The 26,599-nt window shown below is 62.0% G+C and carries 20 protein-coding genes and 2 pseudogenes; 15 read left to right on the plus strand and 7 right to left on the minus strand.

Annotated features, from left to right (window positions below; genetic code table 11):
- Positions 1–22: 22 nt before the first annotated feature.
- Together ygjG and ABOC21_RS02655 are read right to left on the minus strand one after the other, a co-directional pair.
- Positions 23–1,402, minus strand: coding sequence for a putrescine aminotransferase (gene ygjG, locus ABOC21_RS02650; RefSeq protein ID WP_426812344.1), 1,380 nt, complete (start codon positions 1,400–1,402; stop codon positions 23–25).
- 254 nt (positions 1,403–1,656) lie between these two features.
- Positions 1,657–2,196, minus strand: a complete 540-nt coding sequence (locus ABOC21_RS02655) for a PadR family transcriptional regulator (protein WP_426812345.1) — start codon at positions 2,194–2,196, stop codon at positions 1,657–1,659.
- A 236-nt stretch (positions 2,197–2,432) separates the two neighbouring features.
- Here ABOC21_RS02655 and ABOC21_RS02660 point away from each other — a divergent pair, with 236 nt between their 5' ends.
- A complete protein-coding gene (locus tag ABOC21_RS02660; RefSeq protein ID WP_426812346.1) occupies positions 2,433–3,209 on the plus strand; it encodes a siderophore-interacting protein in 777 nt (258 codons plus the stop codon).
- 85 nt (positions 3,210–3,294) lie between these two features.
- Here ABOC21_RS02660 and ABOC21_RS02665 read toward each other — a convergent pair whose 3' ends face one another.
- From ABOC21_RS02665 to dhaK, 4 genes are all read right to left on the minus strand, one after another.
- The gene (locus ABOC21_RS02665; RefSeq protein ID WP_426812347.1) at positions 3,295–4,944 is read right to left on the minus strand and encodes a glycerone kinase; all 1,650 of its coding nucleotides are present in this window, start codon (positions 4,942–4,944) and stop codon (positions 3,295–3,297) included.
- A gap of 78 nt (positions 4,945–5,022) precedes the next feature.
- On the minus strand, positions 5,023–6,444 hold the full coding sequence (gene dhaM / locus ABOC21_RS02670; RefSeq protein WP_426812348.1) for a dihydroxyacetone kinase phosphoryl donor subunit DhaM: 1,422 nt from the start codon (positions 6,442–6,444) through the stop codon (positions 5,023–5,025).
- Between the two features lie 10 nt (positions 6,445–6,454).
- Positions 6,455–7,087 (minus strand): dihydroxyacetone kinase subunit DhaL, encoded by a 633-nt coding sequence (dhaL, locus tag ABOC21_RS02675; RefSeq protein ID WP_426812349.1) that lies wholly within the window; start codon positions 7,085–7,087, stop codon positions 6,455–6,457.
- A gap of 10 nt (positions 7,088–7,097) precedes the next feature.
- Positions 7,098–8,168 carry a dihydroxyacetone kinase subunit DhaK gene (dhaK, locus tag ABOC21_RS02680; protein ID WP_426812350.1) on the minus strand — a complete coding sequence of 357 codons (1,071 nt, stop codon included), beginning with the start codon at positions 8,166–8,168 and terminating at the stop codon, positions 7,098–7,100.
- A 744-nt stretch (positions 8,169–8,912) separates the two neighbouring features.
- On the opposite strand from dhaK, the gene ABOC21_RS02685 reads away from it, so the two are divergent.
- Both ABOC21_RS02685 and dhaR read left to right on the plus strand, forming a co-directional pair.
- On the plus strand, positions 8,913–10,010 hold the full coding sequence (locus ABOC21_RS02685; RefSeq protein ID WP_426812351.1) for a glycerol dehydrogenase: 1,098 nt from the start codon (positions 8,913–8,915) through the stop codon (positions 10,008–10,010).
- Between the two features lie 118 nt (positions 10,011–10,128).
- Complete coding sequence (gene dhaR / locus ABOC21_RS02690) at positions 10,129–12,042, plus strand: dihydroxyacetone kinase operon transcriptional regulator DhaR (protein WP_426812352.1); 1,914 nt, start codon at positions 10,129–10,131, stop codon at positions 12,040–12,042.
- A gap of 4 nt (positions 12,043–12,046) precedes the next feature.
- On the opposite strand, the gene ABOC21_RS02695 is transcribed toward dhaR, so the two are convergent.
- Entirely contained in the window at positions 12,047–12,835 is a 789-nt protein-coding gene (locus tag ABOC21_RS02695) for a DeoR/GlpR family DNA-binding transcription regulator (RefSeq protein WP_426812353.1), read from the minus strand.
- A gap of 133 nt (positions 12,836–12,968) precedes the next feature.
- On the opposite strand from ABOC21_RS02695, the gene ABOC21_RS02700 reads away from it, so the two are divergent.
- The 12 genes and pseudogenes from ABOC21_RS02700 (at position 12,969) to ABOC21_RS02755 (ending at position 26,598) form a co-directional block, all read left to right on the plus strand.
- On the plus strand, positions 12,969–13,946 hold the full coding sequence (locus tag ABOC21_RS02700; RefSeq protein WP_426812354.1) for an ABC transporter substrate-binding protein: 978 nt from the start codon (positions 12,969–12,971) through the stop codon (positions 13,944–13,946).
- Positions 13,947–13,949: 3 nt separating this feature from the next.
- Positions 13,950–15,662 (plus strand): ABC transporter permease, encoded by a 1,713-nt coding sequence (locus ABOC21_RS02705; RefSeq protein WP_426812355.1) that lies wholly within the window; start codon positions 13,950–13,952, stop codon positions 15,660–15,662.
- Positions 15,650–16,678 carry an ABC transporter ATP-binding protein gene (locus ABOC21_RS02710; protein ID WP_426812356.1) on the plus strand — a complete coding sequence of 343 codons (1,029 nt, stop codon included), beginning with the start codon at positions 15,650–15,652 and terminating at the stop codon, positions 16,676–16,678. Before ABOC21_RS02705 ends, ABOC21_RS02710 begins: the two co-directional genes overlap by 13 nt.
- Positions 16,675–17,109, plus strand: a complete 435-nt coding sequence (locus ABOC21_RS02715; protein ID WP_426812357.1) for an MBL fold metallo-hydrolase — start codon at positions 16,675–16,677, stop codon at positions 17,107–17,109. Before ABOC21_RS02710 ends, ABOC21_RS02715 begins: the two co-directional genes overlap by 4 nt.
- On the plus strand, positions 17,030–17,665 hold the full coding sequence (locus ABOC21_RS02720; protein WP_426812358.1) for a hypothetical protein: 636 nt from the start codon (positions 17,030–17,032) through the stop codon (positions 17,663–17,665). Before ABOC21_RS02715 ends, ABOC21_RS02720 begins: the two co-directional genes overlap by 80 nt.
- A 69-nt stretch (positions 17,666–17,734) precedes the next feature.
- Positions 17,735–18,292, plus strand: coding sequence for a histidine phosphatase family protein (locus ABOC21_RS02725; protein ID WP_426812359.1), 558 nt, complete (start codon positions 17,735–17,737; stop codon positions 18,290–18,292).
- Between the two features lie 124 nt (positions 18,293–18,416).
- Positions 18,417–18,914: an RNA polymerase sigma factor gene (locus ABOC21_RS02730; RefSeq protein ID WP_426812360.1), complete on the plus strand. Its 498-nt coding sequence runs from the start codon at positions 18,417–18,419 to the stop codon at positions 18,912–18,914.
- 236 nt (positions 18,915–19,150) lie between these two features.
- A complete protein-coding gene (locus ABOC21_RS02735; RefSeq protein WP_426812361.1) occupies positions 19,151–19,969 on the plus strand; it encodes a FecR family protein in 819 nt (272 codons plus the stop codon).
- A 135-nt stretch (positions 19,970–20,104) separates the two neighbouring features.
- Positions 20,105–22,774: a TonB-dependent hemoglobin/transferrin/lactoferrin family receptor gene (locus ABOC21_RS02740; RefSeq protein ID WP_426812362.1), complete on the plus strand. Its 2,670-nt coding sequence runs from the start codon at positions 20,105–20,107 to the stop codon at positions 22,772–22,774.
- Positions 22,775–22,910: 136 nt separating this feature from the next.
- Entirely contained in the window at positions 22,911–23,417 is a 507-nt protein-coding gene (locus ABOC21_RS02745) for a heme acquisition protein HasA (RefSeq protein ID WP_426812543.1), read from the plus strand.
- 50 nt (positions 23,418–23,467) lie between these two features.
- A pseudogene (locus ABOC21_RS02750) lies at positions 23,468–25,271 on the plus strand (type I secretion system permease/ATPase).
- Positions 25,268–26,598: pseudogene (locus ABOC21_RS02755) on the plus strand (HlyD family type I secretion periplasmic adaptor subunit). The pseudogenes ABOC21_RS02750 and ABOC21_RS02755 overlap by 4 nt, the downstream one beginning before the upstream one ends.
- The last annotated feature ends 1 nt before the right edge of the window (position 26,599 follow it).

Here is a 26,599-nt window from a genome sequence, read left to right on the forward strand (position 1 = left end):
CCGGGCTTTTTGTTGACTATCCTCAGGCTTCTTCCACTGAAACCCGCAGCTCGGCCAGCGCGTTCCGCGCCGCTTTCAGCACCAGATCGCACTGCTCAAGGGTCAGGGTCAGCGGCGGTTCGATGCGGATCGTCCTCGCGTTGTTCAGGGTGCCGGCCACCAGCACCCGCTGGCGGAACATCAGACTGGCAAAGTCATAGCCGATTTCGTTATCCACGAATTCAATGGCCATCAGCATCCCTTTACCACGGACTTCGTTCACCAGCTCCGGATACTCGCGAGCCAGCAGGCGGAAGCCGTCCAGCAGCAGATCGCCTTTCTGCTCGGCCTGCGCCGGCAGATTCTCCGTCAACAGAACGTTGATCGTCGCCAGCGCCGCGGCGCAGGCCAGCGGGTTACCGCCGAAGGTGGTGGTGTGCAGGAACGGATTATCGAACAGCACCGAGAACACCTCCTCGGTGGCAACCGTCGCGCCAATCGGCATCACGCCGCCGCCGAGCGCTTTGGCGAGACACAGAATGTCCGGCTGGACGTTTTCATGCTCGCAGGCAAACATTTTACCGGTGCGGCCCATGCCGGTCTGCACTTCGTCGAAGATCAGCAGCGCGCCAAACTCGTCGCACAGCTTACGCACCGCCGGGAGATAACCCTGCGGCGGCAGGATCACCCCACCTTCGCCCTGGATCGGTTCAAGGATCACCGCCGCGACGTCATCGCCGGTTTTCTTACACTCGCTGAGCAGCGTGCGCATGGCGTTGATGTCGCCAAACGGCACGTGACGGAACCCCGGCAGCAGCGGCATAAAAGGCTTACGGAACGTCGATTTGGCGGTAGCGGACAGCGCGCCCAGCGATTTGCCGTGAAAAGCGCCGCTGGTGGCTACAAAGGTAAATTTGCCGCGCGGGGACTGGTAGGCTTTAGCGAGCTTCAGCGCCGCTTCGACCGACTCGGTGCCGCTATTGGAAAAGAAGCTGTATTTCAGCTTGCCCGGCGTCAGGGCCGCCAGCGTTTTGGCGAGCATGGCCCGCAGCGGATCGAGCAGTTCCTGACTATGAAGGGGTTGTTTAGCGAGCTGGTGCTCTACGGCGGAAACAACGACTGGATTACGGTGCCCTACATTAAAAATTCCAAAGCCACCCAGACAATCAATAAACTCTTGCCCCTGAGTGTCGACAAGCGTATTTAAACTTCCCGCCTGCCACTCTACGGCTCCGTAATCCCCGCCAGCGGTAACAGATTTTCGATACGCTAAAAACCCCGGATTCACGTGCTCTTTAAAGTACTCCCTGACCTCCTGGTTAAGTGCTTTCATCTCCTCATGATCGAGCGTTTGCTTCTCAATGAGATTCAGTGCGTGCGCGCTACAGGCCAGAGCCGATGCGCTGGAAGGTAACCTGTTCAAAATGAGCTCCTGGGATGGGCGTATCACATGATACTGAATTAAGTATTGCAGGGATTACGCCACTTCGGTGCAGGAGCTGAAAATCGGGATAAACGCAGCGTGAAAGCGCGATTGCGCAATATTTAATCTTCCAGCGATATTTTTGGCATGCTTTACTCCTGAGCGGGCGCGGCATGCGCCCTGCGGACGTTACGCCGCGTGCTTCGCCGCGGTGCGTTTTGCCCAACGCTGGGGCAGAAGCGTGGGGCGACGGCTTAATCGAGCTGGGAAATCTCCATCGCCGCGCGGTCGATGACGGCAATAATCTGCTTTAGCTGCGCTTCGCTGATGGCCTGCTGATTCACTTTTAAATCCAGTACGGCTTTAAAATTTCCCAGCGCCCGCTTCATCTGCGGATTTTTGCGCAGCTCGTAGCCGACCATTCGCGCCTGAAGACGCTCCTGAATATGGGCCAGAGGCTGCAGGTTTTCCGCGTGCAGGCGACGACCGTCTTCGCTGATCGAGATTTTCTTCCGCCCGTTTTCCTCTTCAACGCCGATCAGCCCCTGATCCTGCAGCATGTCGAGGGTGGGATAGATAACGCCGGGGCTTGGGCTGTAGTTGCCCTGGGTCAGGCTCTCGATCTCTTTAATCAGCTCGTAGCCGTGGCTGGCGCTGCGGGTGAGGATATCGAGGATAACCAGCCGCAGCTCGCCGTGGCCGAAGAAACGCTGGCGCCGCCCGCCGCCTCTGCGCCCGCCATGTTCAGCGTGATGCTCGCGCGAGTCGTGCCCTTCTTCATGATGGTTGTGCATCGTTAGCTCCTGCTTATTTTGATATATCTAATTTATATCTAAATACATTCATCAGGCAAGAATGATTAAAATATTAATTTCAATATATTGAAATTAAAGGATATTAAATTACTTTTTGGACTTTTATGCCCTTTGGTTAGGCTATATCAAAAAAGATCTTGCATTCTTTTTTAATGGCAATCATTATCATTTGCAGAAAGTTTAGATATATCTATTTAATTTCACGAAGGCCGCTGATGATGACAACAATGAAAAAAACGCAGTATCCGCAACGCGTACAAAACGAACTCCGTTTCCGCGAACTCACCGTGCTGCGCGTTGAGCGCGTGGGCGCCGGCTTCCAGCGTATCGTGCTGGGCGGCGAAGCGCTGGATGGTTTCGTTTCGCAGGGGTTTGATGACCATACCAAGCTCTTTTTCCCGCAGGAGGGCGCGACCTTTACTCCGCCGCAGGTGACGGAGGAAGGCATTGACTGGGGCGAGGGCGTGCGCCCGGCGAGCCGCGACTACACGCCGCTGTACGATGCCGAACGCCACGAGCTGGCCTATGATTTCTTTATTCATGACGGCGGTATCGCCAGCCGCTGGGCGCTGGCGGCAAGCGTCGGCGATAAGCTGGTGATTGGCGGGCCGCGCGGTTCGCTGGTGGTGCCGGAAGACTACGCCTGGCAGCTGTACGTTGGCGATGAGTCCGGCATGCCCGCGCTGCTTCGCCGCCTGCAGGCATTAAGCCGGCTGCCGGTTCGGCCGCAGGTGACGGCGATCGTCACCATTGGCGATGAGTCTTATAAAGACTATCTGGCGGAGTTTGCTGGCTTCAATATCGAGTGGGTGGTGGGCCATAACCCCGAAGCGGTGGCCGAACGTCTGGCGCAGCTGAGCGTCCCGGCTGAGGATTACTTTATCTGGGTAACCGGCGAAGGCGCGGTGGTGAAATCGCTGCTTGAGCGCTTTAAAGGGGAGGAGATTGACCCGCAACTGGTGCGCTCCCAGGCCTACTGGCACAGTAAATAAGCGCCGCGCAATCCCGAGCCGTATTGCCAAAACTCCCTGCTTTCCGGACCTTCCCGCAGGCATCTGCGGGAAGGTCCGGCTCTTGCTATTGCTCCGCCAGCGCCTTAAACACCATTGCCACCGCGTAGGCGCCCGGGTCCATATTGCCCAGCAGGCTGTCGCTGTTGAGATACGACGCGCGCCCGGCGTTGGCTTTGCTGGCGTGAAGGGTGCTCTCCGCCCCGGCCTCGGCCGCGGCAAACGCCGCCCGCAGGTCCTCAGGCGCCGCCAGCAGCGAGGTCAGCGCCGGCTGCAGCGCATCAATCATGGTGCGATCGCCTGCGTCCGCCCCGCCGTAAAACTTCATCTGCGCCAGGCCGGCGTTCAGCGCTTCGGCGACGCCGGCGCCCTGTTCCAGCTTCTGCCCGGCGGCGGTAAAGAAAATAGACATCAGCACGCCGCTGGAGCCGCCCATCACCACGGTCAGGCGTTCGCCGATCAGCGCAAACAGGGTGGCGAGGTCGGCGAGCGGCAGCTGCTGGCGATGCAGCAGGTCGGCCACGTCGCGTGCCCCTGCGGCGAAGGTCGATCCGGTGTCGCCGTCGCCGACTTTGGCATCCAGCGCGTTGAGGTGGGCCTCAAGATCGGACAGCGTGGCGGTCACCGTCCCGACGTAGCCCGCCACGAGGCTATGGTCTGAAGGCTGGAACTCCACGCGGCTGCTGCGCAGCGAGCAGGGCATAACGCCGACGGCGCGCGGCTGAACCGGCTTCTGCCAGCTGGCGGTTTCCACCTCGGAGAGCAGCGCTTTCTCAATGCTCTCTTCCAGCACGATCGCGGTAATCGAGAAGCCTTTCATATCCAGGGCGGTGACCAGCGAAGCCGGGCCAATCAGCCAGTCAATGCGTTGATGGAGCGGGGTATTGGCCAGCTCGCGGGTAAGGATCGCCATCTCCGCGACCGATACGCCGCCGAGATTATTGAGCATTACCGCCAGACGGCCGGTTGCCGGCAGGGCCGCGGTCAGCTTCTCCACCATCAGCTGCATAATCTGCCCGCTGTTCTGGGTAGCGATAACCGAAGCGCCGGGCTCGCCGTGAATGCCCATCCCCAGCTCGGCCCGATCCTGATGGCGACGCGGAGCCTCTTCAGCCTCCTGCGGCAGGTGGCAGCTGGAGAGCGCGAGGCCGAGGCTGCAGGTGTTGTTCGCCGCGTACCGCGCCTCGCGCAGCACGGTCGCCAGGTTGTGGCCGCGTTCGGCGAAGTAGCCCGCCACTTTGTGTACCAGGATGGTCCCGGCAATGCCGCGCGGATGCTTGTTATCCGGCAGCGAAATATCGTCGCCGACAATCAGCATCTCGACGCTATAGCCCAGACGACGCGCTTTCTCCGCCGCGAGGCCAAAGTTCAGGCGATCGCCGGTGTAGTTCTTGACGATCAGCAGGCAGCCCGCTTCGCCGGTGACGGCCTGGATGGCCGTCAGCACCGCATCGACGCTCGGTGAGGCAAAAATATCGCCGCAGACGGCGGCGGTGAGCATGCCTTTACCAATAAAGCCCACGTGGGCCGGCTCGTGGCCGGAGCCGCCGCCGGAGATCACCGCGACGTTGCTCTTATTCAGATCGCTGCGCACGACTACGCGAATCGCCGGATCGCTCTCCAGCCGCGCGAGGTTATTCCACGGGCTGGCGATAATCGCCCCTTCAATAACGTCGCTGACGAGGCTGGTGCGCTGATTAAAAAAGAATTGAGACATAACGGTTCCTGCAGGTTGAGCGAAAAAAATCTCCGGAGGCAGGGCCTCCGGCGTAAGGTCAGTGGGGCAGGTAACGGCTTACCCGCGGATAATGCGCTTGCCGGCGATATCAAGGGTGATGGCATCGCCGCCGTGCAGCGTTTTTAACGCGTCGCCCTGCTGGCACAGGCAGGCGATCCCGGCCTGGCGCGCGATAATCGCGCCGTGGGAGACGTCGCTTCCGCCCTGCAGGCAGATCCCTTTGACCTGCCGGGCGTCGAGCTGCAGTACGGTAGAGGGGAAGATATCATCGGCGATGATAATCACCGGTTCATTCACCGCCAGCGGCAGCTCGCTGCGGCCCTGAAGATGGCGCAGCGTACGGTGGAGAAGATCTTCGATATCGATATAGCGCGCCTGCAGATAGCTATCGCTCAGCTGGCGATACTGCTGGCTGAGATCGACCAGCACCTGATACCACGCCCACTCGGCGCAGCACTGCTCCTTGCTCAGGATGGCGCAGGCGGCGTCATAGAGGTCCGGGTCGTCGAGCAGGGTATGGTGGCCGGAAAAAATGGCTGCGATATCGGCGGAATAGCGCTCCTCCGCCAGGCGGGTCAGGGCGCTGAGATCCGCCAGGGTCTGGTCAATGGCCTGCTTCAGGCGCCGCTGCTCTTTGGCGCTATTGGCGCTGTTTCGCCGTCTCGGCTCGGCATGCGGCAGGGGGTAAAACAGCGCCTTCCCCTGGACCCGAGCGGTGGAGGGGGCGGAAGCCGCCGGGGCGGCGTCCGGCTGCTCGCCAAAGTTCTCCGCCGCCAGCGCCTGGAATGCGGCCAGCGCCGCCTCGGCATCCGGTCCGCGGGCCAGCAGCCTTAGCCGGTCGTCGCGGCGCACCTGCAGCAGCGCGATTTTATTGATGCTGTCCGGCGCCACGCACTTCCCGCCTTTTTCCAGCAGCAGATCGGCGTTGAAGCCGGCCAGCGCCGCCACCAGGCGCGAGGCCGGACGCACGTGCAGGCCGTTGTGGTTGCTAATCACCACCGAAACCGACCGCGCGCCGTCATCCCCGGCAAAGGGGGTCGCCTCAGGGGCGGCCTGGGCGGGCGACGGTAACCCCAGCTGAACACGCTTAGCCTCCAGCGCATTCATGGCGTCCTCAATAACCTTGTCGATCGTTGACCCGGTCGCCGCGCTGACCGTGGCCGCCAGCGTACCTTCGACCAGCGGGGCCGCGCAGAGGCGAACCTTAGCGGCGATGGCGGGATCGAGAAGATCCAGCGCCGTCTCGGCGCTCAGCAGGGCGCTGCCGATATCCATCATCACCAGCACGTGATCGGCGTCGGCAACGGATTCAATCGCCTCCATTACCTTAATGGGATCGGTGCCGATCGGGTTCTCAGGATCGTCAATCCCGGCGGCGATCGCCAGCCGGCAGCCGTCGCCGATTAACATCTGCCGGGCCAGTTCTCCGACGCCTTCGCCCAGCCGGGCGCTATGAGAAACAATCACCAGGTTTACCATCGCTTTTTCCTTACTCTTTGGCTGCCGCGGCCAGCTCCTGAATCATAAACATCACCGAGGTCGCGCCCGGATCCTGATGCCCGATGCTGCGCTCGCCGAGATAGCTGGCGCGGCCTTTGCGCGCCTGCATGGTGATGGTGGAGCGGACGGCGATCTCCGCCTGCTGGCTGGCGGCATCCAGCGCGGCCTGCATCGACAGATGCTGTTCGCTGGAGTGGTGCAGCGATGCAACGACCGGTAGCCAGACGTCGCACATCGTTTTATCCCCCGGCTCCGCCTTGCCGCGGTTGACCACGCCGTCCGCGCCTTCGCGCATCATCTGATACAGCTCGTCGAGGCTGAGGCTCTGGTGCGCCTGGGTTACCTGGGCCGCGCGGATAAAGAAGGTGCCGAACAGCGGGCCGCTGGCGCCGCCAACGTTGGAAAGCAGCGTCATCCCGGTATTTTTAAGGATAAAACCGATGTCCTTATCGGCAATAGAAGGCAGCTTTTCCACTACCTTGCTGAAGCCGCGATGCATGTTCAGGCCGTGGTCGGCATCGCCAATCTCTTTATCCAGCCCGGTAAGAAAATCCCGCTCTTTGGTAAAGATCTCGCCGCAGCGATAGAGCCAGTTAACTATCTGCGTTCTGTTCAGTGACATGTTGTGCTCCTTAATGGCCCCAGTTCAGCGCCGGGGTATGAACGGGGGCATCCCACAGGGCCAGCGTCTCGTCGTCGGCTTTCAGCAGGGTGATGGAAAAGCCCACCATATCCAGAGATGTGCAGTAGCTACCGATAAGGCTGCGGGCGATAGCGATCCCGCTCTCCTCGCAGCGTTCGGCGAGGCGGTTGTAGACGCCGTATAGTTCCGATAGCGGCGTGGCGCCGAGGTTATTGACCAGCGCGATCACGCGGTCGCCGCTCTGTAGCGCCTGTTTACTCTGCTGGACGTCCTGCCAGCTGCCTTTGGCCGGGTCCCACTGGCGCAGGGTGCGGCTGTAGGTACCGTTTTCCAGCAGGGTGGCGAACATTTCGTCCACGGTCTGGTCGAGGGAGCTGAAGGCGCGGCGGTCAATCCCCGGCTCGCCGTGGATGCCGACGCCGAATTCCATTTCATTATCCTGCAGCTCAAAAGAGGGCTGCCCGGCGGCAGGAACGGTGCAGGCCGCGAGGGCGACGCCGATGGAGTGGCCGAGGTTGTTGAGCCTGCGGCCCAGCTCGGCGCAGGCTTCCAGCGAGTCGCCGCGCTCGGCGGCGGCGCCCACCAGCTTTTCAACCAGCACGGTATTGGCCACGCCCCGGCGGCCGGCGGTATAGAGGCTGTCCTTCACCGCCACGTCGTCATCGATCACCACGGTGGTGACCTTGACGCCGCTCTCATGCAGCAGCTCGGCGGCGGTTTCGAAATTCAAAATATCGCCGGTGTAGTTTTTGATAATCAGCAGCACGCCTTCGCCGCCGTCGATATTCATCGCGCACTCAAACATTTTATCCGGCGTCGGCGAGGTGAAGATCTCCCCGGGACAGGCGCCGGAGAGCATGCCCTGGCCGATGTAGCCGCAGTGCATTGGCTCATGTCCGCTGCCGCCGCCGGAGAGCAGCGCCACTTTTCCGGCAACCGGCGCATCGGCGCGGGTGACGTACACCGGGTCCTGATGCAGCGTTAATTCGGGATGGGCCTTCGCCAGGCCCGCCAGCTGTTCGCTCAGGACATCTTCGACACGATTAATTAGTTTTTTCATCTTCATGCTCCGTCGCAGTGGTTCGATGCCGCCTCTCTGCTGGCGGAGGCGGTCATCGTGTAGGGGGTCGCCAGCCGATATGCGCTGTCCGGCGATGTAGTGATTCTGGCTGAGTTAGCGAAAAAAAAAATCTGCCGGCAGTGGGTTTCATTCCGGAACGTGATTGCTGATAAATGTTCCGTAATGAAACGTTTATTGCGAAGAAAAAAGCAAAATGCGACCCAGAGCGGTTTTTTTCACGCCGCCCCGATGCGGATAACCGGCCGATGACGAAGCGGGTTTTCGTTTTTTTCCGCTGCTGACGGCCGATTTCCCGGTGAGCTATGCTGTATTACGCGTAAATTTACGCCGAATGGGCGGATCGGGATCGCAATCCCGGCGTTTCATCGCGATTAGTGTTTCAATGTGAAACGCAAAAAAGTTTTCTCTGTTCCATATCAGAACAAAAAGGCGAAAGATTTTTTTGTTCTCCGCTCGCCCTACAGTGGTTGCATCGCTCCGGCAGCGCTCCCCGTTCCCCTCATTTGCAGAAGGCTGAACGACGCGGCGCCAGGGCTCATTATGTAAAAACATGCACTTAGAGCCTATCCCATTAGGGCTATTTTACTTGCCATTTGGAACCTGGGCAGTGCTCGAAATCCTCACGTACTACGTGTACGCTCCGGTTTCTCCGAGCTGTCCGTGTTCAAACTGGCTACGCCAATTACGCCTGGTGGGATAGGCTCTTATTTGAGGGTGAAAGGAATGCTAAAAGTTATTCAATCTCCAGCCAAATATCTCCAGGGACCCGATGCATCCACGCTGTTCGGCGAGTACGCCAAAAACCTCGCGGACAGCTTTTTCGTGATTGCCGACGACTTCGTCATGAAGCTGGCGGGAGACAAGGTGCTTAACGGCCTGCATAGCCACAATATTAGCTGCCATGCCGAGCGCTTTAACGGCGAGTGCAGCCATGCGGAAATCAACCGCCTGATCGCGATTCTGCAGCAGCACGGCTGCCGCGGCGTGGTGGGGATTGGCGGCGGCAAGACCCTTGATACGGCGAAGGCCATCGGCTTTTACCAGAAGCTGCCGGTGGTGGTTATCCCCACCATCGCCTCTACCGATGCGCCAACCAGCGCGCTGTCGGTTATCTACAGCGAAGCGGGGGAGTTTGAAGAGTATCTGATCTATCCGAAAAACCCGGATATGGTGGTGATGGATACGGCGATTATCGCCAAAGCGCCGGTGCGCCTGCTGGTGGCCGGGATGGGCGATGCGCTCTCCACCTGGTTTGAAGCGAAGGCCTGTTTTGACGCCAGGGCAACCAGCATGGCGGGCGGCCAGTCCACGGCGGCGGCCTTGAGCCTGGCGCGCCTGTGCTATGATACGCTGCTGGCCGAGGGGGAAAAGGCGCGTCTTGCCGCCCAGGCGGGGGTGGTGACCGATGCCCTGGAACGCATCGTCGAAGCCAATACCTACCTCAGCGGTATCGGCTTTGAAAGCAGCGGCCTCGCCGGGGCGCACGCGATCCACAACGGCTTTACTATTCTGGAAGAGTGCCACCATCTGTACCACGGCGAAAAAGTGGCGTTTGGTACCCTGACCCAGCTGGTGCTGCAAAACAGCCCGCTGGAAGAGATTGAAACGGTGCTGAACTTCTGCCAGAAAGTGGGCCTGCCGGTGACCCTTGCGCAAATGGGCGTCAAGGAGGGCATTGAAGGGAAAATTTCGGCCGTGGCGCAGGCGACCTGCGCGCCGGGCGAAACCATCCACAATATGCCGTTCCCGGTGACCGCCAGCAGCGTCTACGCCGCGATTCTGACCGCCGACCTGCTGGGGCAGCAGTGGCTGGCGCGGTGATAGCGTGCCGCTAAGTCTCTTCTCTGGAGAGTCAAGAGACCTCTTCTCCCCTTCGGCAGCTTCTGCCGGAGGGGTTGTCGTTTTTAACCCGGTCGTTTTTAACACAGCGGAAACGGATATGACTGCGCAGACTCAGAGCTTTTCTTCGGTGATAACCCAGTCATGGCATCGCTGCAGCAAGTTTATGCAGCGGGAAACCTGGCAGGCGCCGCACCAGGCGCAGGGGCTGACGTTTGAATCCATCTGTCGGCGTAAGACCGCGCTGCTGACGATAGGCCAGGCCGCGCTGGAGGATGCCTGGGAGTTTATGGATAACCGCCCCTGCGGGCTGTTTATCCTCGACGAGTCCGCCTGTATTCTCAGCCGCTGCGGCGATCCGCAAACCCTTGACCAGCTTGCCGGGCTGGGCTTTCGTGACGGCAGCTACTGCGCGGAAAGCATTATCGGCAGCTGCGCGCTCTCCCTGGCCTCGATGCTCGGACAGCCGGTGAAAACCGCCGGCGACAGCCACTTTAAGCAGGCGCTGCGGCCGTGGTCGTTCAGCTCGACGCCGGTGTTTGATAACCACGGCCGGCTGTTTGGCTCGATCTCGCTGTGCTGCCTGACGGAGCAGCAGGCGACGGCGGATTTATCGCTGACCCTCGCGATTGCCCGCGAGGTGGGCAACTCTCTGCTCACCGACAGCCTGCTGGCCGAGTCCAATCGGCACCTTAATCAGATGTACGGCCTGCTGGAAAGCATGGATGACGGGGTGATGGCGTGGAACGAGCAGGGGGTTCTGCAGTTTCTCAACGCGCGGGCCGCGACGCTGCTGCATCTCGACGCGCAGGCCAGCCAGGGACGCAATATTAACGAGCTGGTGACCCTGCCGGCGCTGCTGCGCCGGGCGATTAAGCACGCGCGCGGGCTGAATCATGCGGAGGTCACCTTCGAAAGCCAGCACCAGTTTGTCGATGCGGTGATCACGCTGAAGCCGATTGTCGAAGAGCAGGGCAACAGCTTTATTCTGCTGCTGCACCCGGTGGAACAGATGCGCCAGCTGATGACCAGCCAGCTGGGCAAGGTGAGCCACACCTTTGAGCAGATGTCGGCGGGCGATCCGGAAACCCGGCGCCTGATTCATTTTGGTCGCCAGGCGGCGAGAGGCGCTTTTCCGGTACTGCTGTGCGGGGAAGAGGGCGTCGGCAAAGAGCTGCTCAGCCAGGCCATCCATAATGAAAGCGAGCGGGCGGGCGGCCCCTATATCGCGGTGAACTGCCAGCTGTACGCCGACGGCGCGCTCGGGCAGGATTTTATGGGCAGCGCGCCGACCGATGACGAAAACGGCCGCCTGAGCCGGCTGGAGCTGGCCAACGGCGGCACCCTGTTTCTGGAAAAAATCGAGTACCTGGCGCCGGAGCTGCAGTCGGCGCTGCTGCAGGTCATTAAGCAGGGCGTATTAACCCGCCTCGACGCCCGGCGCCTGATCCCGGTGGACGTGAAGGTGATCGCGACGACCACCGTCGACCTCGCCAACCTGGTGGAGCAGAACCGCTTTAGCCGCCAGCTGTACTACGCGCTCCACTCGTTTGAGATCGTGATTCCCCCGCTGCGGGCGCGGCGCAACAGCATCACCTCGCTGGTGCATAACCGTCTGCGGAGCCTGGAAAAGCGCTTCTCGTCGCGCCTGAAGGTGGACGATGACGCCCTGGCGCAGCTGGTGAACTACTCCTGGCCGGGGAATGATTTTGAACTGAACAGCATTATTGAAAACGTCGCGATCAGCAGCGACAACGGGCACGTTCGCCTGAGCAACCTGCCGGAGTACCTGTTTACCGAACGTACCGGCAGCGACACCTCCTCTTCGCTGCTCCCCGCCAGCCTGACGTTTAGCGCCATTGAAAAAGAGGCGATTATCCACGCCGCCCGCGTCACCAGCGGCCGGGTCCAGGAGATGTCGCAGCTGCTGAATATCGGGCGTACCACGCTGTGGCGCAAGATGAAGCAGTATGACATCGACGCCGGCCAGTTTAAGCGGAAGCATCTGGAGTAGACGCCTACTCGCCGTATGGCGGCAGGGCAGCGGCGGCGTCGCGGCACAGCCATTGCGTCCGGCGCTGGGCCAGCCCCGTCCGCTGCTGCGCCGTCGGGGGACGTTCGCTGACGACATAGTCAAAATCGCCGACGTGGCCGTTGCGGCACAGCGCCGTGCGGCCAAACTTGGTGCTGTCGATCGCCAGCACCGTGACGTCCGCGCCGGCGGTTAACGCCCGCCGCGCCACCACTTCATCATCGTTAAAATCGTACAGCTCGCCGGCTTCGTCGATGCCGCCGACGGAGACCACGCCAATATCAACCCGGTAGCGGCTAAAGAACGCCAGGGCGTCGCCGCCGATAATATCCAGATCGCGCTTGCGGATACGGCCGCCGGCTATCGTCAGCGCGCAGTCGGGAAGCTGGCTGAGCGGCTGTGCGGCGTGCAGGTTATTGGTGAAGACGGCGAGAGAAACGCTCTTCGGCAGGGCGTGCGCCACCATCTCCACCGTGGTGCCGGTGCCGAGGAAGCAGCTTTGCGCTCCGCAGAGCAGCTGTGCAACCTGTTCGCCAATCCAGCGTTTGCCGTTGATATTGACGATCTCCCGCTGCTGGTAAGCGATATTTTCGCGTGCGAAAGGCGCGACCAGGCCGTGGCGGCGCAGCAGCAGCCCCTGCGTCGTCAGGTCCCGCAGATCGCTGCGTATGGTTTGCAGCGAGACGCCAAAGTGTCTGGACAGCGCTTCAATGCTGATTTCGCCGCGTTCTGTCGCCAGGGCGACAATGGCGCTGCGACGGGTTTCCGGTGTCATGTTCCCTTCCTGTCACGCTATTTTCGGCCATGCTAGCGCGGCAATATGAAACTATGACTACGAAAGAAGGTGGTCATATTTTTGTCAGATTCCCCTGTTTTAATCGTCGCAACGAAAACACGGGGACGGAACGATGAATAACAAAAACGCGCTGGCGGCGATGCTGCTGACCATCATGAGCGCATCGGCTTTTGCCAAATCGACGCTGACGCTCTATACCAGCCAGCCCAACGAAGATGCGCAGACCACCGTCAGCGCCTTTGAAAAAGCGCACCCTGATATTGAGGTGAAATGGATCCGTGACGGAACCACGAAGCTGACCGCGCGCCTGCAGGCCGAGCTCGCCGCCGGCGCCGCCGCGCCGGACGTGCTGCTGATCGCCGATAGCGTCACTATGGAAGCCCTGAAGCAGCAGAACTTACTGGCCGGCTATCGTTCGCCGCAGGCCGCCCGCTTTGACGCGCAGCTGTATGATAAAGACGGCTACTACTACGGCACCAAGCTGATCACCACCGGCATCGCCTGGAATACTAAAGCGCCGGTTAAACCGACCTCCTGGCTGGATCTCCTCAAGCCGGAGCTGAAGAACATGACCACGCTGCCCAGCCCGCTTTACTCCGGCGCGGCGCAGATCCATCAGGCCACGCTAATGAACGCTCCCGATCTCGGCTGGCAATACTACGAGAAGCTACAAGCGAACGGCGCGATGCCGCAAAGCGGCAATGGCGCGGTAATGAACGCCATCGCGTCCGGCAGCAAGGCCTACGGCGTGCTGGTGGATTACATGGCTATTCGCGAAAAGGCCAAGGGCGCGCCCATCGAGTTTACCTTCCCGAAAGAGGGGGTCAGCATCGTCACCGAGCCGGTAGCGATGCTGAAGAACGCCAAAAACCCGCAGGGCGCAAAGGCGTTTATCGATTTCTTACTCTCGACCGAGGGGCAGAAGCTGGTGCTGCAGCAGGGCTACCTGCCGGCCGATGCTTCGCTGCCGGTGCCGAAGGGCTTCCCGCCGCGAGACAGCATTAAGCTGATGCCGTTCGACGCCGCCAAAGCGCTGGCCGATACCGAGGCGAACAAAAAGCGCTTTGCCGACCTGTTCGGCAGCCGTTAATTGATGAGCGATATGACTCTGCGGCAAAACGCCGGCGGCGGCTCGCTGAAGGGGCTGCTGTGGCTACTATTATGCCTCGTGGCGCTGGTCAGCCTGCTGCCCAGCCTGCGCCTGCTTATCGCGGCGCTGATCGACTGGCGGCAGGGCAGCGACAGCAGCCTGTGGCGCGTGCTGAGCAACCCCGCCACCTGGACCGCGATGTATAACAGCCTGTATACCAGCGGGCTGGGAACGCTGATCTCGCTGCTGCTTGGCAGCCTGTTCGCCTTTTGCCTGGCGTTGACCAATATCCGCTTTAAGCCGGTGTGGGTGTTCCTGTTTATGCTGCCGATGATGATCCCGCCGCAGGTCACCGCCCTGAGCTGGCTGCACTCTTCGGGCCGAGCAGCATTCTGCTCAACAGCATCGGCCTGGCGCCGGGATTTGGCAGCGCCAATCCGCTCTACTCCGCGCAGGGCATCGCCCTGCTGCTCGGCATTCAGCATGCGCCGCTGGTGTTTCTGGCCCTGCGCACGCAGTCTGCAGTGCCTGCCGAAGGAGCATATCGAAGCGGCCAGGCTCAACGGCGCCTCGCTGTGGCGGGTCTTTTTCGATATCGTGCTGCCGCTGTGCCGCACGGCGTTATGGGGCGGGGCGGCGATTGCCTTTGTTTCCGCCCTCGGCAACTTCGGCATCCCGGCGATGCTGGGGATCCCGATCTCCCTGTTTGTGCTGCCGGTCTATATCTACCAGACGCTCTCCAGCTTCGGCCCGTCGATGCTCAACGAGGTGGCGGCGCTGTCGGTGCTGATGGGCGTGCTGGCGATCGGGATTGTTATCGTCCAGGGCCATATGCAGCGCCGCTACGCGCTGCCGCTGATTGGCATGGCGGGACGCGCGCTGGGGTTCTCGCTGGGTAAGTGGCGACTGGCGACGGAGGCGCTGCTGGGCGTCGTGCTGTTCGCTATTCTGGTGGCGCCGCTGCTGGCGCTGATCGCCACCTCGCTGGTGCCGACGCTCGGCGTGCCGCTCAACGGTGAGACCCTGACTTTTGCCGCCTGGCGCGGCGTCGTTGATGCGCAGAGCGCCACCTGGCGGGCGCTGAGCAATAGCATGCTGCTCTCGATTAGCGCCGCGGCGGTGCTGATGCTGCTCAGCCTGCCGCTGGCGTGGCTGCTGGTGCGCCATCCTTCCCGGCCGCTGCGCTGGCTGCACAACCTTATCGATATTCCCTACACCCTGCCCGGCGTGGTGCTGGCGATTGCCTGCATTCTGCTGTTTGCCCGCCCGCTGCCGCTGCTGAATATCAGCCTCATCGGCACGCTGACGATTATCTTTTTCGCCTATCTTGCCCGTTTTCTCACCGTCTGCCTGAAGCCGGTACACAACAGCATGCTGCAGCTGGACCCGGCGATGGAGGAGGCCGCCAGCCTCGCCGGAGCGAACGTTTCGCAGCGCCTGCGCCACATCGTACTGCCGCTGATGGCGCCGGCGGCGTTTGCCGGCGCGCTGCTGGTGTTCCTCTCCGCCGTCAACGAGCTGACGGTATCGGCGCTGCTGTGGAGCGCCGGCAAAGAGACGCTGGGGGTGATGATTTTCAATCTTGATGAGAGCGGAGATAAGGTGCTGGCGTCGGCGGTTTCGGTACTGGTGGTGGCGCTGGTGGCGGTGGTGATGCTGCTGCTCAGCGCGCTCGGCAGATATTTACCCAAAGGAGTGATTCCATGGCAGAACTGAGGCTGGAGCGGCTCAGTAAAGTATTTGGCAACCAGACCGTGGTACGGGATCTCAATCTGACCATCCCGCAGGGCGCCTTCACCGCGCTGCTGGGGCCGAGCGGCTGCGGCAAAACCACCACGCTGCGCATTCTTGCCGGTCTTGAGCAGCTTAGCGACGGACGCCTGCTGCTGGGCGATCGCCTGCTGGCGGATAGCGCCGTCCACCTGCCGCCGGAACAGCGAGATATGGGGATGGTGTTTCAGTCCTACGCCCTGTGGCCGCACATGACCGTGGCGGAGAACGTCGGCTATCCGCTCAGGCTGCGTAAAGTTAACGGCGCCGCCCGGCAGAAGCGGGTGATGGCGGCGCTGGAGGTGGTCGAGCTCGGGGCCTATGCCGGGCGTTCGCCGCAGGAGCTGAGCGGCGGCCAGCGTCAGCGGGTGGCGCTGGCGCGCTGTCTGGTCTCCGAGCCGCAGGTGGTGCTGCTGGATGAGCCGTTGGCGAACCTCGATCGGCACCTGCGCGCGACGATGGAGCAGACGTTCCGGGAATTTCACCGCCGTACCGGCGCCACTTTTGTCTACGTGACGCACGACCAGGCGGAAGCGATGGCGCTGGCCAGCCATATCGCGGTGATGCATCAGGGCGCGTTAATGCAGTGGGGCGCGCCGCAGGAGCTCTATCAGCAGCCGCAAAACGCCTGGGTGGCGCGCTTTATCGGTAAGGGGCAGGTGCTGTCGCTGGCGATCCCCGGCCAGCAGCGCCAGCTGGACTGCGCTCTGCTGCATGAGGGATTTTCCGCGGGCCAGCATGCGGCGGCGCAGCCGGTGCTGGTGCGCCCGGAACACGTGCAGCTCGCGGAGAGCGGGCTAAGCGCGGAGGTGGAAAACTGTATCTATCAGGGAGAGCGCTATCTGGTGGATTTGCGCCTCGCTGACGGGCAGTCGCTGAGCGCCTTCCACCACTCGCCGCTGCGGGCGCAGCAGAGCGTCCGCGTGCGGCTGACCCAGGGCTGGCGTCTGGAGGCGGCGTGAAGGGCGTGAAGATCGAAATCATTAGCGGCTTACACCGCAAGGCTCCGGCGGCCATTTTGCTGAGCACGCCGCACCAGCGCATCCTGCTGGATGCCGGCGGCGCGCTGGAGCCGGATGAGGCGCCGTGGCCGGTCCCGGCGGATATCGACGCCATTCTGCTAAGCCACGATCATGTGGATCATATTGCCGGGCTGAGCCGTCTGCCGGCGGAAATTCCCGTCTACTGCAGCGCCGTCACCGCCCAGGCGCTGCCTGCGGGGCGCAACGTCCGCCCGGTGGCGGTGCGCGGTCAGTTTTCCCTCGGCGAGATAACCGTGACCACCGGCAGACTGCGGCCACGCCTGGGGCGGGATGTGGTTCCATCTGAACGTGGCGGGCGGCCTGTTTTACAGCGGCGATATCAGCATGGAATCCCTGCTGTTCCGCTTTGATGTTCCGCCTCCCGCGCGCCTGGCGCTGGTGGATGCCTCCTACGGTTTATACGATGTGCCGCAAAGCCGGCAGCGGGAAAAGCTGCGCGCGCATCTGTTACAGCCGACCCTCTGCCCGGTGCCGCCTTCCGGACGCGCCGCCGAGCTGGCGCTATTTATGGCCCGCGAGCGGCGGCCAGACGTCGCCATGGACGCCGCCTGCCTGCACATGCTGGCGCAGATGGCGGAGCATGACGATGGCAGTCTGCAGCATGGCGTCGCCGCGGAGCTGCGGGCGCTGGCCGCGGCGCTTCCGCTCTTTTCGCCCCACGCGCCGCTGGTATTGGCCGCCGACCCCGACGGCATGAGCGGCATGGCGGGCGCGCTGCGGGCGCGGGAGGATTTTCAGCATCGAACCCTGTTTACCGGCCACCTGAATCAGCTCGCTCACCAGCAGTGGCTGGCAGGCGACGTCGATTTTTGCCGCTGGAATGTGCACCCCACCGTCAGACTGTCTGCAAACGCTGATCTCTCAGCTCTCCTGCCGCTATTTCGCGCCGCTGTTTATCGCCATTGACAACCCGCTTCTGTGGCAGCAGGCGTTGAGCTGCCAAATTATGACTCATCCGACGATCGAGATGGAACTATGCCAATAATCTGTAAGCCTTTTGTCTTCGTTCGCCACGGCGAAACGGCCCTCAACCGGGATAAACTGATCGGCGGAAGCACGGACGTACCGCTTACCGAAGAGGGCGAGCTGCAGGCGCAGGAGGTTCGTCCGCTGCTGGGGCGCTATCGCTGGAACGGCGTCGCCGTCAGCCCGCTGCTGCGCGCGCGGCAAACGGCCGAACTGGCGCTCCCCGGCGTGCCCTATACGGTGTTCGACGATCTGCGCGAGCGGGACTGGGGGGAGTTAGAGCAGCGCCCGTGGACGGAGCAGCCGCCCTATGAAGAGACGCCGCCGGGCGGGGAGAGCTGGGAAGCGTTTTGCCAGCGGGTGACCGGCGCGCTGAATACGATCCTGACGCAGTACGAGCGCCCGTTGATTATCGCCCATTCCGGCGTGTTTCGCGTGCTGCGCCGCCATGCGCTCGGTACGCCCTACGGCATCCGGCTCGGTAACGTGGTGCCGATGTGGATTTCGCCCGGACAGCAGCCGAACGAGTGGCGCATCGTTCCGCTGGAGGAAGCCGACGAGCGCTAAGCCCGCCCCCATCCGCCTCCCTCCGAACGCTTCCGCCGCGGCGCGGTCAAAAAAGCCAGTTGAAAATGAGAATCATTTATGTGATTTATAGTGGCTTTGATGCAGGCTCTTCAGGGAAAAGTTAATGTCCAATATTGAGTTGCAGGTGCTGTTTGAGCGTCATGCCCAGCCGCTGTTGGCGTATCTGAAAAGCCAACTGCACGATGCGCAGCTGGCTGACGATCTGATGCAGGAGAGCTTTGCCCGCCTCTTTGAGCATTATCCGCAGGGAAAAATTCAGGATAGTGAGTCCTATCTGTTCCGTACGGCGAGGAATCTGCTGTTCGATCACTACCGCCAGCAGCAGCGGCGGCAAACCATGGCGTTCAGCGATGATGAGATGGCCCACTTTCCCAGCGACGATCCGGGCGCCGAGCAGCGCGCGATTGACCTGCAGCAGGTTGAGAGGATTATCGGCCAGCTGATGAATCTGCCGGAACGGACGCAGGCTATTTTTCGTCTTAGCCGGCTTGAGGGGCTGCCGCAGGCGGAAATTGCGGCGCGGCTGGGCGTATCGCTCAGCACCGTAGAAAAACATCTGGCGCAGGCGCTGGCTACCCTGATGTGCGGAATACAGAAATAATGGCATTTTTTTTACGGGTTTTACCTGGTTCAAACGTCTTAATGATTAACCCGGATAGTCAGGAAGCAGTGAAATGAGTCAGTTGAGTGAGGCAATACGTCAGCAGGCCGCGCTATGGGCTGTGAAAATGGCCGAGCGGTCGCTGACGGATGATGAGGAGCGGGAGATGGCCGCGTGGCGGGAGGCCGATCCGCAGCATGCCGACGCGCTGATTCAGGCGCAGCAGGCTGTGGCTGATGCTCGGCACGCTGCCGCGATCGGCCCCGGCTGCCCGGGCGGCGGATACGCTATCGTCCACGGTGGTTCCTCTACCTCTGCCCGTCCCGCCGGCGGCGAGCGCTCGTCCCCGCTGGCGCCACTGGGCGGCCGCCGCCGTCGTGGTGCTGGCGTCCCTGCCCGCACTGCTTCTGCTTCCCGACGCCTGGCTGCGCTGGCAGGCCGATTATTACACCGCCGCCGGCGAAATTCGCCAGGTGACGCTGCCGGACGGCAGCCGGGTCGATCTCGATAGCCGCAGCGCCATCGAGCTGCATTTTAACGACCGGGAGCGGCGGGTTACGCTGCTGTCCGGCAACGCCTGGTTTACCGTGGCGCCGCTGAGCAGCCGCGAGACGCGCCCCTTTCGCGTAGAGGCGAACGGCGGCACCACCCAGGCATTAGGGACGCAGTTCAGCGTCGATCTTGACGGCAGCGGGGCGGACGTGGCGGTGCACGAGCACAGCGTGCGGGTCAGCTATAAAGGGCAGTCGCTGGTGTTGGCTGAGCAGCAGGGCGCGCGCTATGCCGATAATCGCCTGACGCGGCACTCGGTTTCGCCGGCGCAGTTCGCCTGGCGGCGCGGCTGGCTGATTATCGACCAGCAGCCGGTAAGCGAGGCGATCGCGCGGATAAACCGCTACCAGAACCAAACCGTTGTCGTCGTCAATCCGGCGCTGAGAAAGCGGACCGTCAGCGGCGCCTTCGCGCTCAAGCAGCCCGATCGCGCCGTTGAAACCCTGCGCCAGACGCTGGGGGCGAAGCAGGTGACGCTGCCGGGAATGACGCTCCTGTACTAGGCTCTGCGGGCGTTTTTGTGGCCCCATTTTTATATTTTTACTTTTTCTAAAAAATTTTTACGGGTTTGCGTACGTCGTTCGTCTTTATTGTTGAATGAGATTGATTACCATTATCAACGATAATTGAGTACACACATGCACCCATTACAGCCCCAATTTTGCAAAAGCCGTCGTCGCCTTGCTTTTGCCATATCTCTGACGTTAGCGCTGACAGCGCCGGCTCTGAGCCAGGCCGCGTCGGCGGCAACGGAAGCGGTAAAACAGAACAAAACCTTCGCCATTCCCCCGCAATCCCTGCAAAGCGCGCTGCTACGATTTGGCGAGCAGTCCGGCGTGCAGATCTTTTTTGAAGACCGCACGGTGCAGGGGATGAAGTCGCAGCCGCTGAACGGCACGATGCCGATCGCCGCCGCGCTACGTCAGCTGATTGGCAACAACGCCGTGGCGCCGGAATTTACCGCCGACGGGCAGATAATTCTCCGCACGAAGCGCGCCGATGAAACCCGCATCGGCGGGCCGGTGAATGACGACACCTTGACCGTTACCGCTACCTTAAATTATTCCGCCGATGACTGGGTCTACGAACAGCCTCGCTCGGTCAGCGTGATCGACCGCAAGAAGATGGACGATCGGCCGGCTCGGCACGCGGCGGATATTCTCGAACAGACCGCCGGCGTTTACTCCAGCGTGAGCCAGCAGGACCCGGCCCTGTCGGTGAATATTCGCGGGATGCAGGACTATGGCCGCGTTAACATGAACATCGACGGCATGCGGCAGAACTTCCAGAAGAGCGGCCACGGTCAGCGTAACGGCACCATGTATATCGATCCGGAGCTGCTGAGCGGGGTCACCGTCGACAAAGGCACCACCGGCGGCATGGGCAGCGCCGGCACGCTGGGCGGCATCGCCACCTTTAACACTCTCAACGCCAGCGATTTCATCTATGACGGCAAAGAGCTGGGCGGCAAGCTGCACGCCAGCACCGGCGATAACGGCACCCGCTTTATCGGCAGCGGCGCGCTGGCGTGGGGCAATGAGACGGGGGATATTCTGCTGGCCGCCAGCGAGCGCCACCTGAGCGACTACTGGCCGGGCAATAAAGGCGATATCGGCGACATTCGCGTCAACAACGACACCGGCAACTACGATCGCTACGCCAGCGCCTTAAAAAACAATCAGATTACCGACAGCCGCTACAAGATGCTGTCGCGGATGGCGAAGGTGGGCTGGAATCTGCCCGCCAACCAGCGCCTGCAGCTGAGCTATCTGCAAACCCAGGTGAGTTCGCCGACGGCCAGCACCCTGACCGCCGTCGGCGAAGGCGATGACCGGACGCTGGGCTGGAAGCAGAGCGGCTACGACGTGGTGATGGCGCGCAACGTCGCTCTCGACTACAGCCTCGCGCCCTACGATCGCGACTGGCTCGATCTGCACGCCAAGCTCTATTACGTCGATACCGACTCGAACAGCGATACTTACGGCAGCGGGACGACGGACGATTACTGGACGCAAACCCGCCTGCGCACCTACGGCGCCCAGCTGCAAAACACCTCGCACTTCTCGCTGGCCGCGGAGCATACGCTGAAGGCGAACTACGGCGCAGAGTTTTACTATGACAAAGCCACCAGCCGCTCAACGTCTGAGGATATGGAGGGCGTGACGCCCGGCGGGAATCGGTCGATATTCAGCCTGTTCTCCACGCTGACCTACGAGTACGACGACTGGCTTACCGTCGAAGGCGGGCTGCGCTATGACCGCTATCGTCTGCGCGGCACCACCGGCATGAATTACCCCGAAGCGACCTACACCATTGATAATCCCTGCACCTCGCGTCGTCTGAGCGGCTGCCTCATCTCCAGCTCTTACCATGAATGGCTGGTGGATCGCGAAGAGTCCCGCGTCTCGCCGACGCTGGCGCTGGCGGTGAAGCCGGGCGTCGACTGGCTGGAGCTGTATACCACCTACGGTCGCTCCTGGCGTCCGCCGGCGATTACCGAAACCCTGACCAGCGGCAGCGCCCACGGCGACTCCACGCAGTATCCCAACCCGTTCCTGCAGGCGGAACGCTCCCGCGCCTGGGAAGTGGGGGTGAACCTGCTGAAAGGCGGCCTGCTGCAGGAGGAGGATCGCCTGGCGGTTAAAGTGGCTTACTTCGATACCAAGGTATCGAACTATATCAGCATGGCGATTAACCGCGAAAAGCCGGGCATCACCCAACCGGGGCTGGGCAACACCGCCTACGTCAATAACCTCAACAGCACCCGTTTCCGCGGGATCGAGTATCAGCTGAACTACGATGCGGGCTTTGTGTATACCGACTTCACCTACACGCACATGATCGGCAAAAACGAGTTTTGCTCGCGGAAAGCGTGGCTGGGCGGGAAGCAGCAGGGCGCCGGCAGCGCCAATAACTGGTACTGGGAAGATAATGACGAGGCGAACAACTTCGTGACCTGCGACGGCGGCAGCCAGTTCAGCTCCGCCGCGTTCCTCCCCGGCGATCGCGGCTCGTTGACCCTCGGCGGTCGCGCCTTTGACCGCAAGCTCGACGCCGGCGTCACGGTGCGTTTTGCGCCGGGATATCAGGATCACAGCGTCCCGAGCAACTACCCCTATCTGGCCGACTGGCCGCGCTACACCCTGTTTGACCTTTACGCCAGCTACCGCGTGACCGACAACCTGACGCTGCGCGGCTCCGTGGAGAACGTCTCCAACCGCGCCTACGTGGTCAGCTATGGCGAAACCCTGGGCAATACCTTAGGCCGCGGGCGCACCGTGCAGGGCGGCATCGAATATCGCTTTTAACCCCCGTATGACGCGGCGCAGTTCGGGCGTGCTCTGCACGTAAAAAGGCCGCGATATCTGTAATATCAGGAGACCAATATGGCATTTTCAGTGGATTACGACAGACTCTGTAGGCAGCTATAGCATTCATGATTATCTGGCTGAATGGTCAGCCACATTTGGTGACGTTAACCATACCAACGGTAACGTGGACGATAGCAACTCCGGCGGCTTCTACGGCGGTGCGCTGTCCGGAAGCCAGTACGCTATCACCAGTACCGCGAATAACATCACCTCATTCGTGGCGGAAGGAAACTTAACCTATACCCTGTTTGCCGACCCGGCACACACGCTGTACGGCTCCCTTGACGGCCTGTCGTTCGGCGACGGCCTGCAGGGCGGCACTTCTTCGCCGTACAACATCCAGGCGCTGGACGTTAGCTTCAGCGGACTGGGCCTGAGCAGCGCGCAGTCCGAAGGTCATGACGGTATCGTGCATGAGGTGGTTTATGGCCTGATGTCCGGCGATACCAGCGCGCTGGAAACCGCGCTGAACGGCATCCTTGACCAGTACAACCTGAGCATCGATTCGACCTTCGATCAGATCGCGGCGGTCGTGGGCTCATCGGCAACCGCAGACCATACGGATCTGCTGGCGGCATAACCCTACCGTTTCCCCGCCACGGCGGGGAAACGGTTCAGGCAGGAGAAAGAATGAGCGAAACTCAGGCGCCTCAGGCAGGACGGCAGGAGATTCTGGCGGCGCTGGCGACCTGCCGGCGCGGCTTCTGGTGCGTGGCGCTTTTTACTGCGGCGATCAATATTCTGATGCTCTCGCCGGCGCTATATATGCTGCAGGTCTACGATCGGGTCCTGCCGTCCGGCAACCTTATGACGCTGACGATGCTGACCCTGATGATCGTCGGCCTGCTGCTGTTTCTTGGCCTGATGGAGTGGGTGCGCAGCGGGCTGGTCATCCGCCTCGGCGCGCAGCTGGATATGCGTCTTAACGCGCGGGTTTTTGACGCCGCGTTCGGCACCAACCTGAAAACGGGTAACGTCCTGGCAGGCCAGGCGTTAAATGACCTCACCAGCTTACGCCAGTTCGCCACCGGCAGCGCGCTGTTCGCCTTTTTTGACGCCCCCTGGTTTCCCCTCTATCTGCTGGTGGTTTATCTGCTGCATCCGTGGCTTGGCGTTCTGGCGACCCTCGGCGCGGCGCTGCTGCTGGCGCTGGCCTGGCTCAATCTGCGCTTAAGCCAGCCGCTGCTGGAGCGGGCGGGAAAGGTCGCGCTCCATGCCAGCCAGCGGGCCAACGGCCAGCTTCGGCAGGCCGAAGCGATAGAGGCGATGGGGATGCTGCAAACCCTGCGTCAGCGCTGGCGCTGCCAGCACGCAGAGTTTTTACATTTGCAAAGCCGCGGTAGCGAGAGAATGGCGCTGATCACCTCCCTGACGCGCACGCTGCGGCTGGCTCTGCAGTCGCTGATGCTCGGCTGCGGCGCGCTGCTGGCGGTTAACGGCGATATCACCTCCGGCATGATGATCGCCGGCTCGATCCTGATTGGCCGCGTGCTGGGGCCTATCGATCAGCTGATCGGCAGCTGGAAGCAGTGGCTGGCGGCCCGCGAGGCCTGGCAGCGGCTGCAGGTGCTGCTGGCCGCGAATCCGCCGCAGCCCGAGCGTTTACCGCTGCCCGCGCCCCGGGGACATTTACGCGTTGAGCAGACTGACGATTACCGCGCCGGGAGGCCGTCAGCCCATATTAATGCAGTTGCAGTTTTCGCTGGCTGCCGGCACCGTTCTGGGGGTGATTGGCGCCTCTGGTTCGGGTAAAACGCAGCTGATGAAGCAGCTGGTTGGCGTGCAGAAACCGCTATCCGGCAGCGTGCGGCTGGACGATGCCGAAATCCATCAGTGGGATAAAACGGCGCTGGGTCCGCATATCGGCTATCTGCCGCAGGATATCCAGCTATTTGCCGGGACGCTGGCGGAAAACATCGCCCGCTTTGGCGAGGTGGATGCCGACAGCGTGGTGCTGGCCGCGCAGATGGCCGGCATCCACGCGCTGATTTTACGCCTGCCGCAGGGCTATGACACGGTGCTGGGCGAAGGCGGCAGCGGTCTGTCGGGCGGTCAGCGTCAGCGGGTGGCGCTGGCCCGCGCGCTCTACGGCCTACCTGCGCTGGTGGTGCTGGACGAGCCGAACGCCAACCTCGATAAAGAGGGCGAAGCGGCGCTGCAGCAGGCGATTCTGACCCTGAAAGAGAAAGGAAAAAGCGTGGTTCTGGTGACCCATAAACCGGATATTCTGGCGATTACCGATCGTCTGCTGGTGCTGGCCGGCGGCCGGATGCAGCACGAGGGCCCGAGCGCCGAAGTGCTGAAAAAGCTGCCGGGCATGGCCCGCGCGCCGACCTCCGGCGCGGTGACGCCGATTGGCGCGGGACGGCACGGCGGTTTTAACGTGGGCTATACCGCGGTGTCACCGCGAGTGCGGGCTGAGGGCAAATCATGAAAGCGCTGACGTTATCGGAGCAGCTGGCCGGGTACGAGGCGGCCTTCAGCGAGCGCGCCTATTTACGCTGGGGGCTGTGGCTGGTGCTCGTTGGGTTCGGCGGCTTTCTCTGCTGGGCCAGCTTTGCGCCGCTCGACCGCGGGGTGCCGGTTTCCGGCAGCGTGGTGGTGACGGGCAACCGTAAAGCGGTGCAGCATCCCGGCGGCGGGGTGATTGCGCAGCTGCGCGTCCACGATGGTGAGAAGGTGCAGGCAGGCCAGGTGCTGGTGGTGATGAATACCGTGACTACGCAAACCCGACGCGACGCGCTGCAAAGCCAGTCTGCGCAGCCTGCAGCTGCAGATGGCGCGCTGGGCGGCGGAACGAACGGGGCAGAATGAGATCGTGCTGCTGCCCGAGCTGGCGGCGGTCAGGGATGAGCCGGAGGTGGTGGAGCAGCTGGCGCTGCAGCGTCAGCTGTTAATCAACCGTCGCGCCGCCCTGCGCAGCGAGCTGGCGGCCATTGATGAAGGGGTGGCCGGCACCCAGGCGCTGCTCAGCGGCATGCAGTCTTTACTGAGCAGCAAGCAGCAGCAAAAGCGTCTGCTCAACGAGCAGCTCTCCGGCATCCGCGGGCTGGCCGCGAAGGGCTACGTGGCGCGTAATCAGTCTGCTGTCGATGGAGGGGGAGCTTGCCAGCGTGGAGGGGGAGATTTCACAAACCCACGGCAGCATCGGGCGGCTGCAGAGGCAGGCGATCGAGCTACGGCTGCAGGCGCAGCAGCGTCGGGATGAGTACAGTAAAGAGGTTAATACCCAGCTGGCGGACGGCCAGGCGCAGATCGCCGCGCTGAAAAACCAGCTGGAGAAAGCGCAGGCCGATCTGCAGGATACGCAGATTAAGGCGCCGGTGGCGGGAACGGTGGTCGGCATGGCGGTATTTACCGAGGGCGGCGTTATTCAGGCCGGGCAGCAGCTGATGGAGATCGTGCCGGAGGATTCGCCGATGGAGGTCGAAGCCCGCGTGCCGGTCGAGCTGATCGATAAGGTGCATCAGGCCCTGCCGGTGGAGCTGCTATTTTCCGCCTTCGATCAAAGCACCACCCCGCGCGTGGCGGGGGAGGTCACGATGGTCGGCGCCGACCGCCTGGTCGATGAGCAAACCGGGAAGCCCTATTACGCGCTCCGCGTTAAGGTCACGCAGGAGGGGATGGACAAGCTGCAGGGATTAACGATTCGGCCCGGGATGCCGGTTGAAGGGTTTATCCGCACCGGCGAGCGTTCGCTGATGAACTATCTGCTGAAACCGCTGACCGACCGCCTGCACCTGGCGCTGACCGAATCCTGAC

Origin of the sequence: Klebsiella sp. WOUb02 (assembly GCF_050058015.1) — a bacterium.
Taxonomy (GTDB): Bacteria; Pseudomonadota; Gammaproteobacteria; order Enterobacterales; family Enterobacteriaceae; genus Klebsiella.

Coding starts and splice junctions, on each gene's coding strand:
- ABOC21_RS02655 (WP_426812345.1), bottom strand. CDS start 2,196: ATGCACAACCATCATGAAGAAGGGCACGACTCGCGCGAGCATCACGCT.
- ABOC21_RS02700 (WP_426812354.1), top strand. CDS start 12,969: ATGAATAACAAAAACGCGCTGGCGGCGATGCTGCTGACCATCATGAGC.
- dhaK (WP_426812350.1), bottom strand. CDS start 8,168: ATGAAAAAACTAATTAATCGTGTCGAAGATGTCCTGAGCGAACAGCTG.
- ABOC21_RS02725 (WP_426812359.1), top strand. CDS start 17,735: ATGCCAATAATCTGTAAGCCTTTTGTCTTCGTTCGCCACGGCGAAACG.
- ABOC21_RS02720 (WP_426812358.1), top strand. CDS start 17,030: ATGTGGTTCCATCTGAACGTGGCGGGCGGCCTGTTTTACAGCGGCGAT.
- ABOC21_RS02740 (WP_426812362.1), top strand. CDS start 20,105: ATGCACCCATTACAGCCCCAATTTTGCAAAAGCCGTCGTCGCCTTGCT.
- ABOC21_RS02735 (WP_426812361.1), top strand. CDS start 19,151: ATGCTCGGCACGCTGCCGCGATCGGCCCCGGCTGCCCGGGCGGCGGAT.
- ABOC21_RS02710 (WP_426812356.1), top strand. CDS start 15,650: ATGGCAGAACTGAGGCTGGAGCGGCTCAGTAAAGTATTTGGCAACCAG.
- ABOC21_RS02695 (WP_426812353.1), bottom strand. CDS start 12,835: ATGACACCGGAAACCCGTCGCAGCGCCATTGTCGCCCTGGCGACAGAA.
- ABOC21_RS02730 (WP_426812360.1), top strand. CDS start 18,417: ATGTCCAATATTGAGTTGCAGGTGCTGTTTGAGCGTCATGCCCAGCCG.
- ABOC21_RS02665 (WP_426812347.1), bottom strand. CDS start 4,944: ATGTCTCAATTCTTTTTTAATCAGCGCACCAGCCTCGTCAGCGACGTT.
- ABOC21_RS02705 (WP_426812355.1), top strand. CDS start 13,950: ATGAGCGATATGACTCTGCGGCAAAACGCCGGCGGCGGCTCGCTGAAG.
- dhaL (WP_426812349.1), bottom strand. CDS start 7,087: ATGTCACTGAACAGAACGCAGATAGTTAACTGGCTCTATCGCTGCGGC.
- ABOC21_RS02660 (WP_426812346.1), top strand. CDS start 2,433: ATGATGACAACAATGAAAAAAACGCAGTATCCGCAACGCGTACAAAAC.
- dhaR (WP_426812352.1), top strand. CDS start 10,129: ATGACTGCGCAGACTCAGAGCTTTTCTTCGGTGATAACCCAGTCATGG.
- dhaM (WP_426812348.1), bottom strand. CDS start 6,444: ATGGTAAACCTGGTGATTGTTTCTCATAGCGCCCGGCTGGGCGAAGGC.
- ABOC21_RS02685 (WP_426812351.1), top strand. CDS start 8,913: ATGCTAAAAGTTATTCAATCTCCAGCCAAATATCTCCAGGGACCCGAT.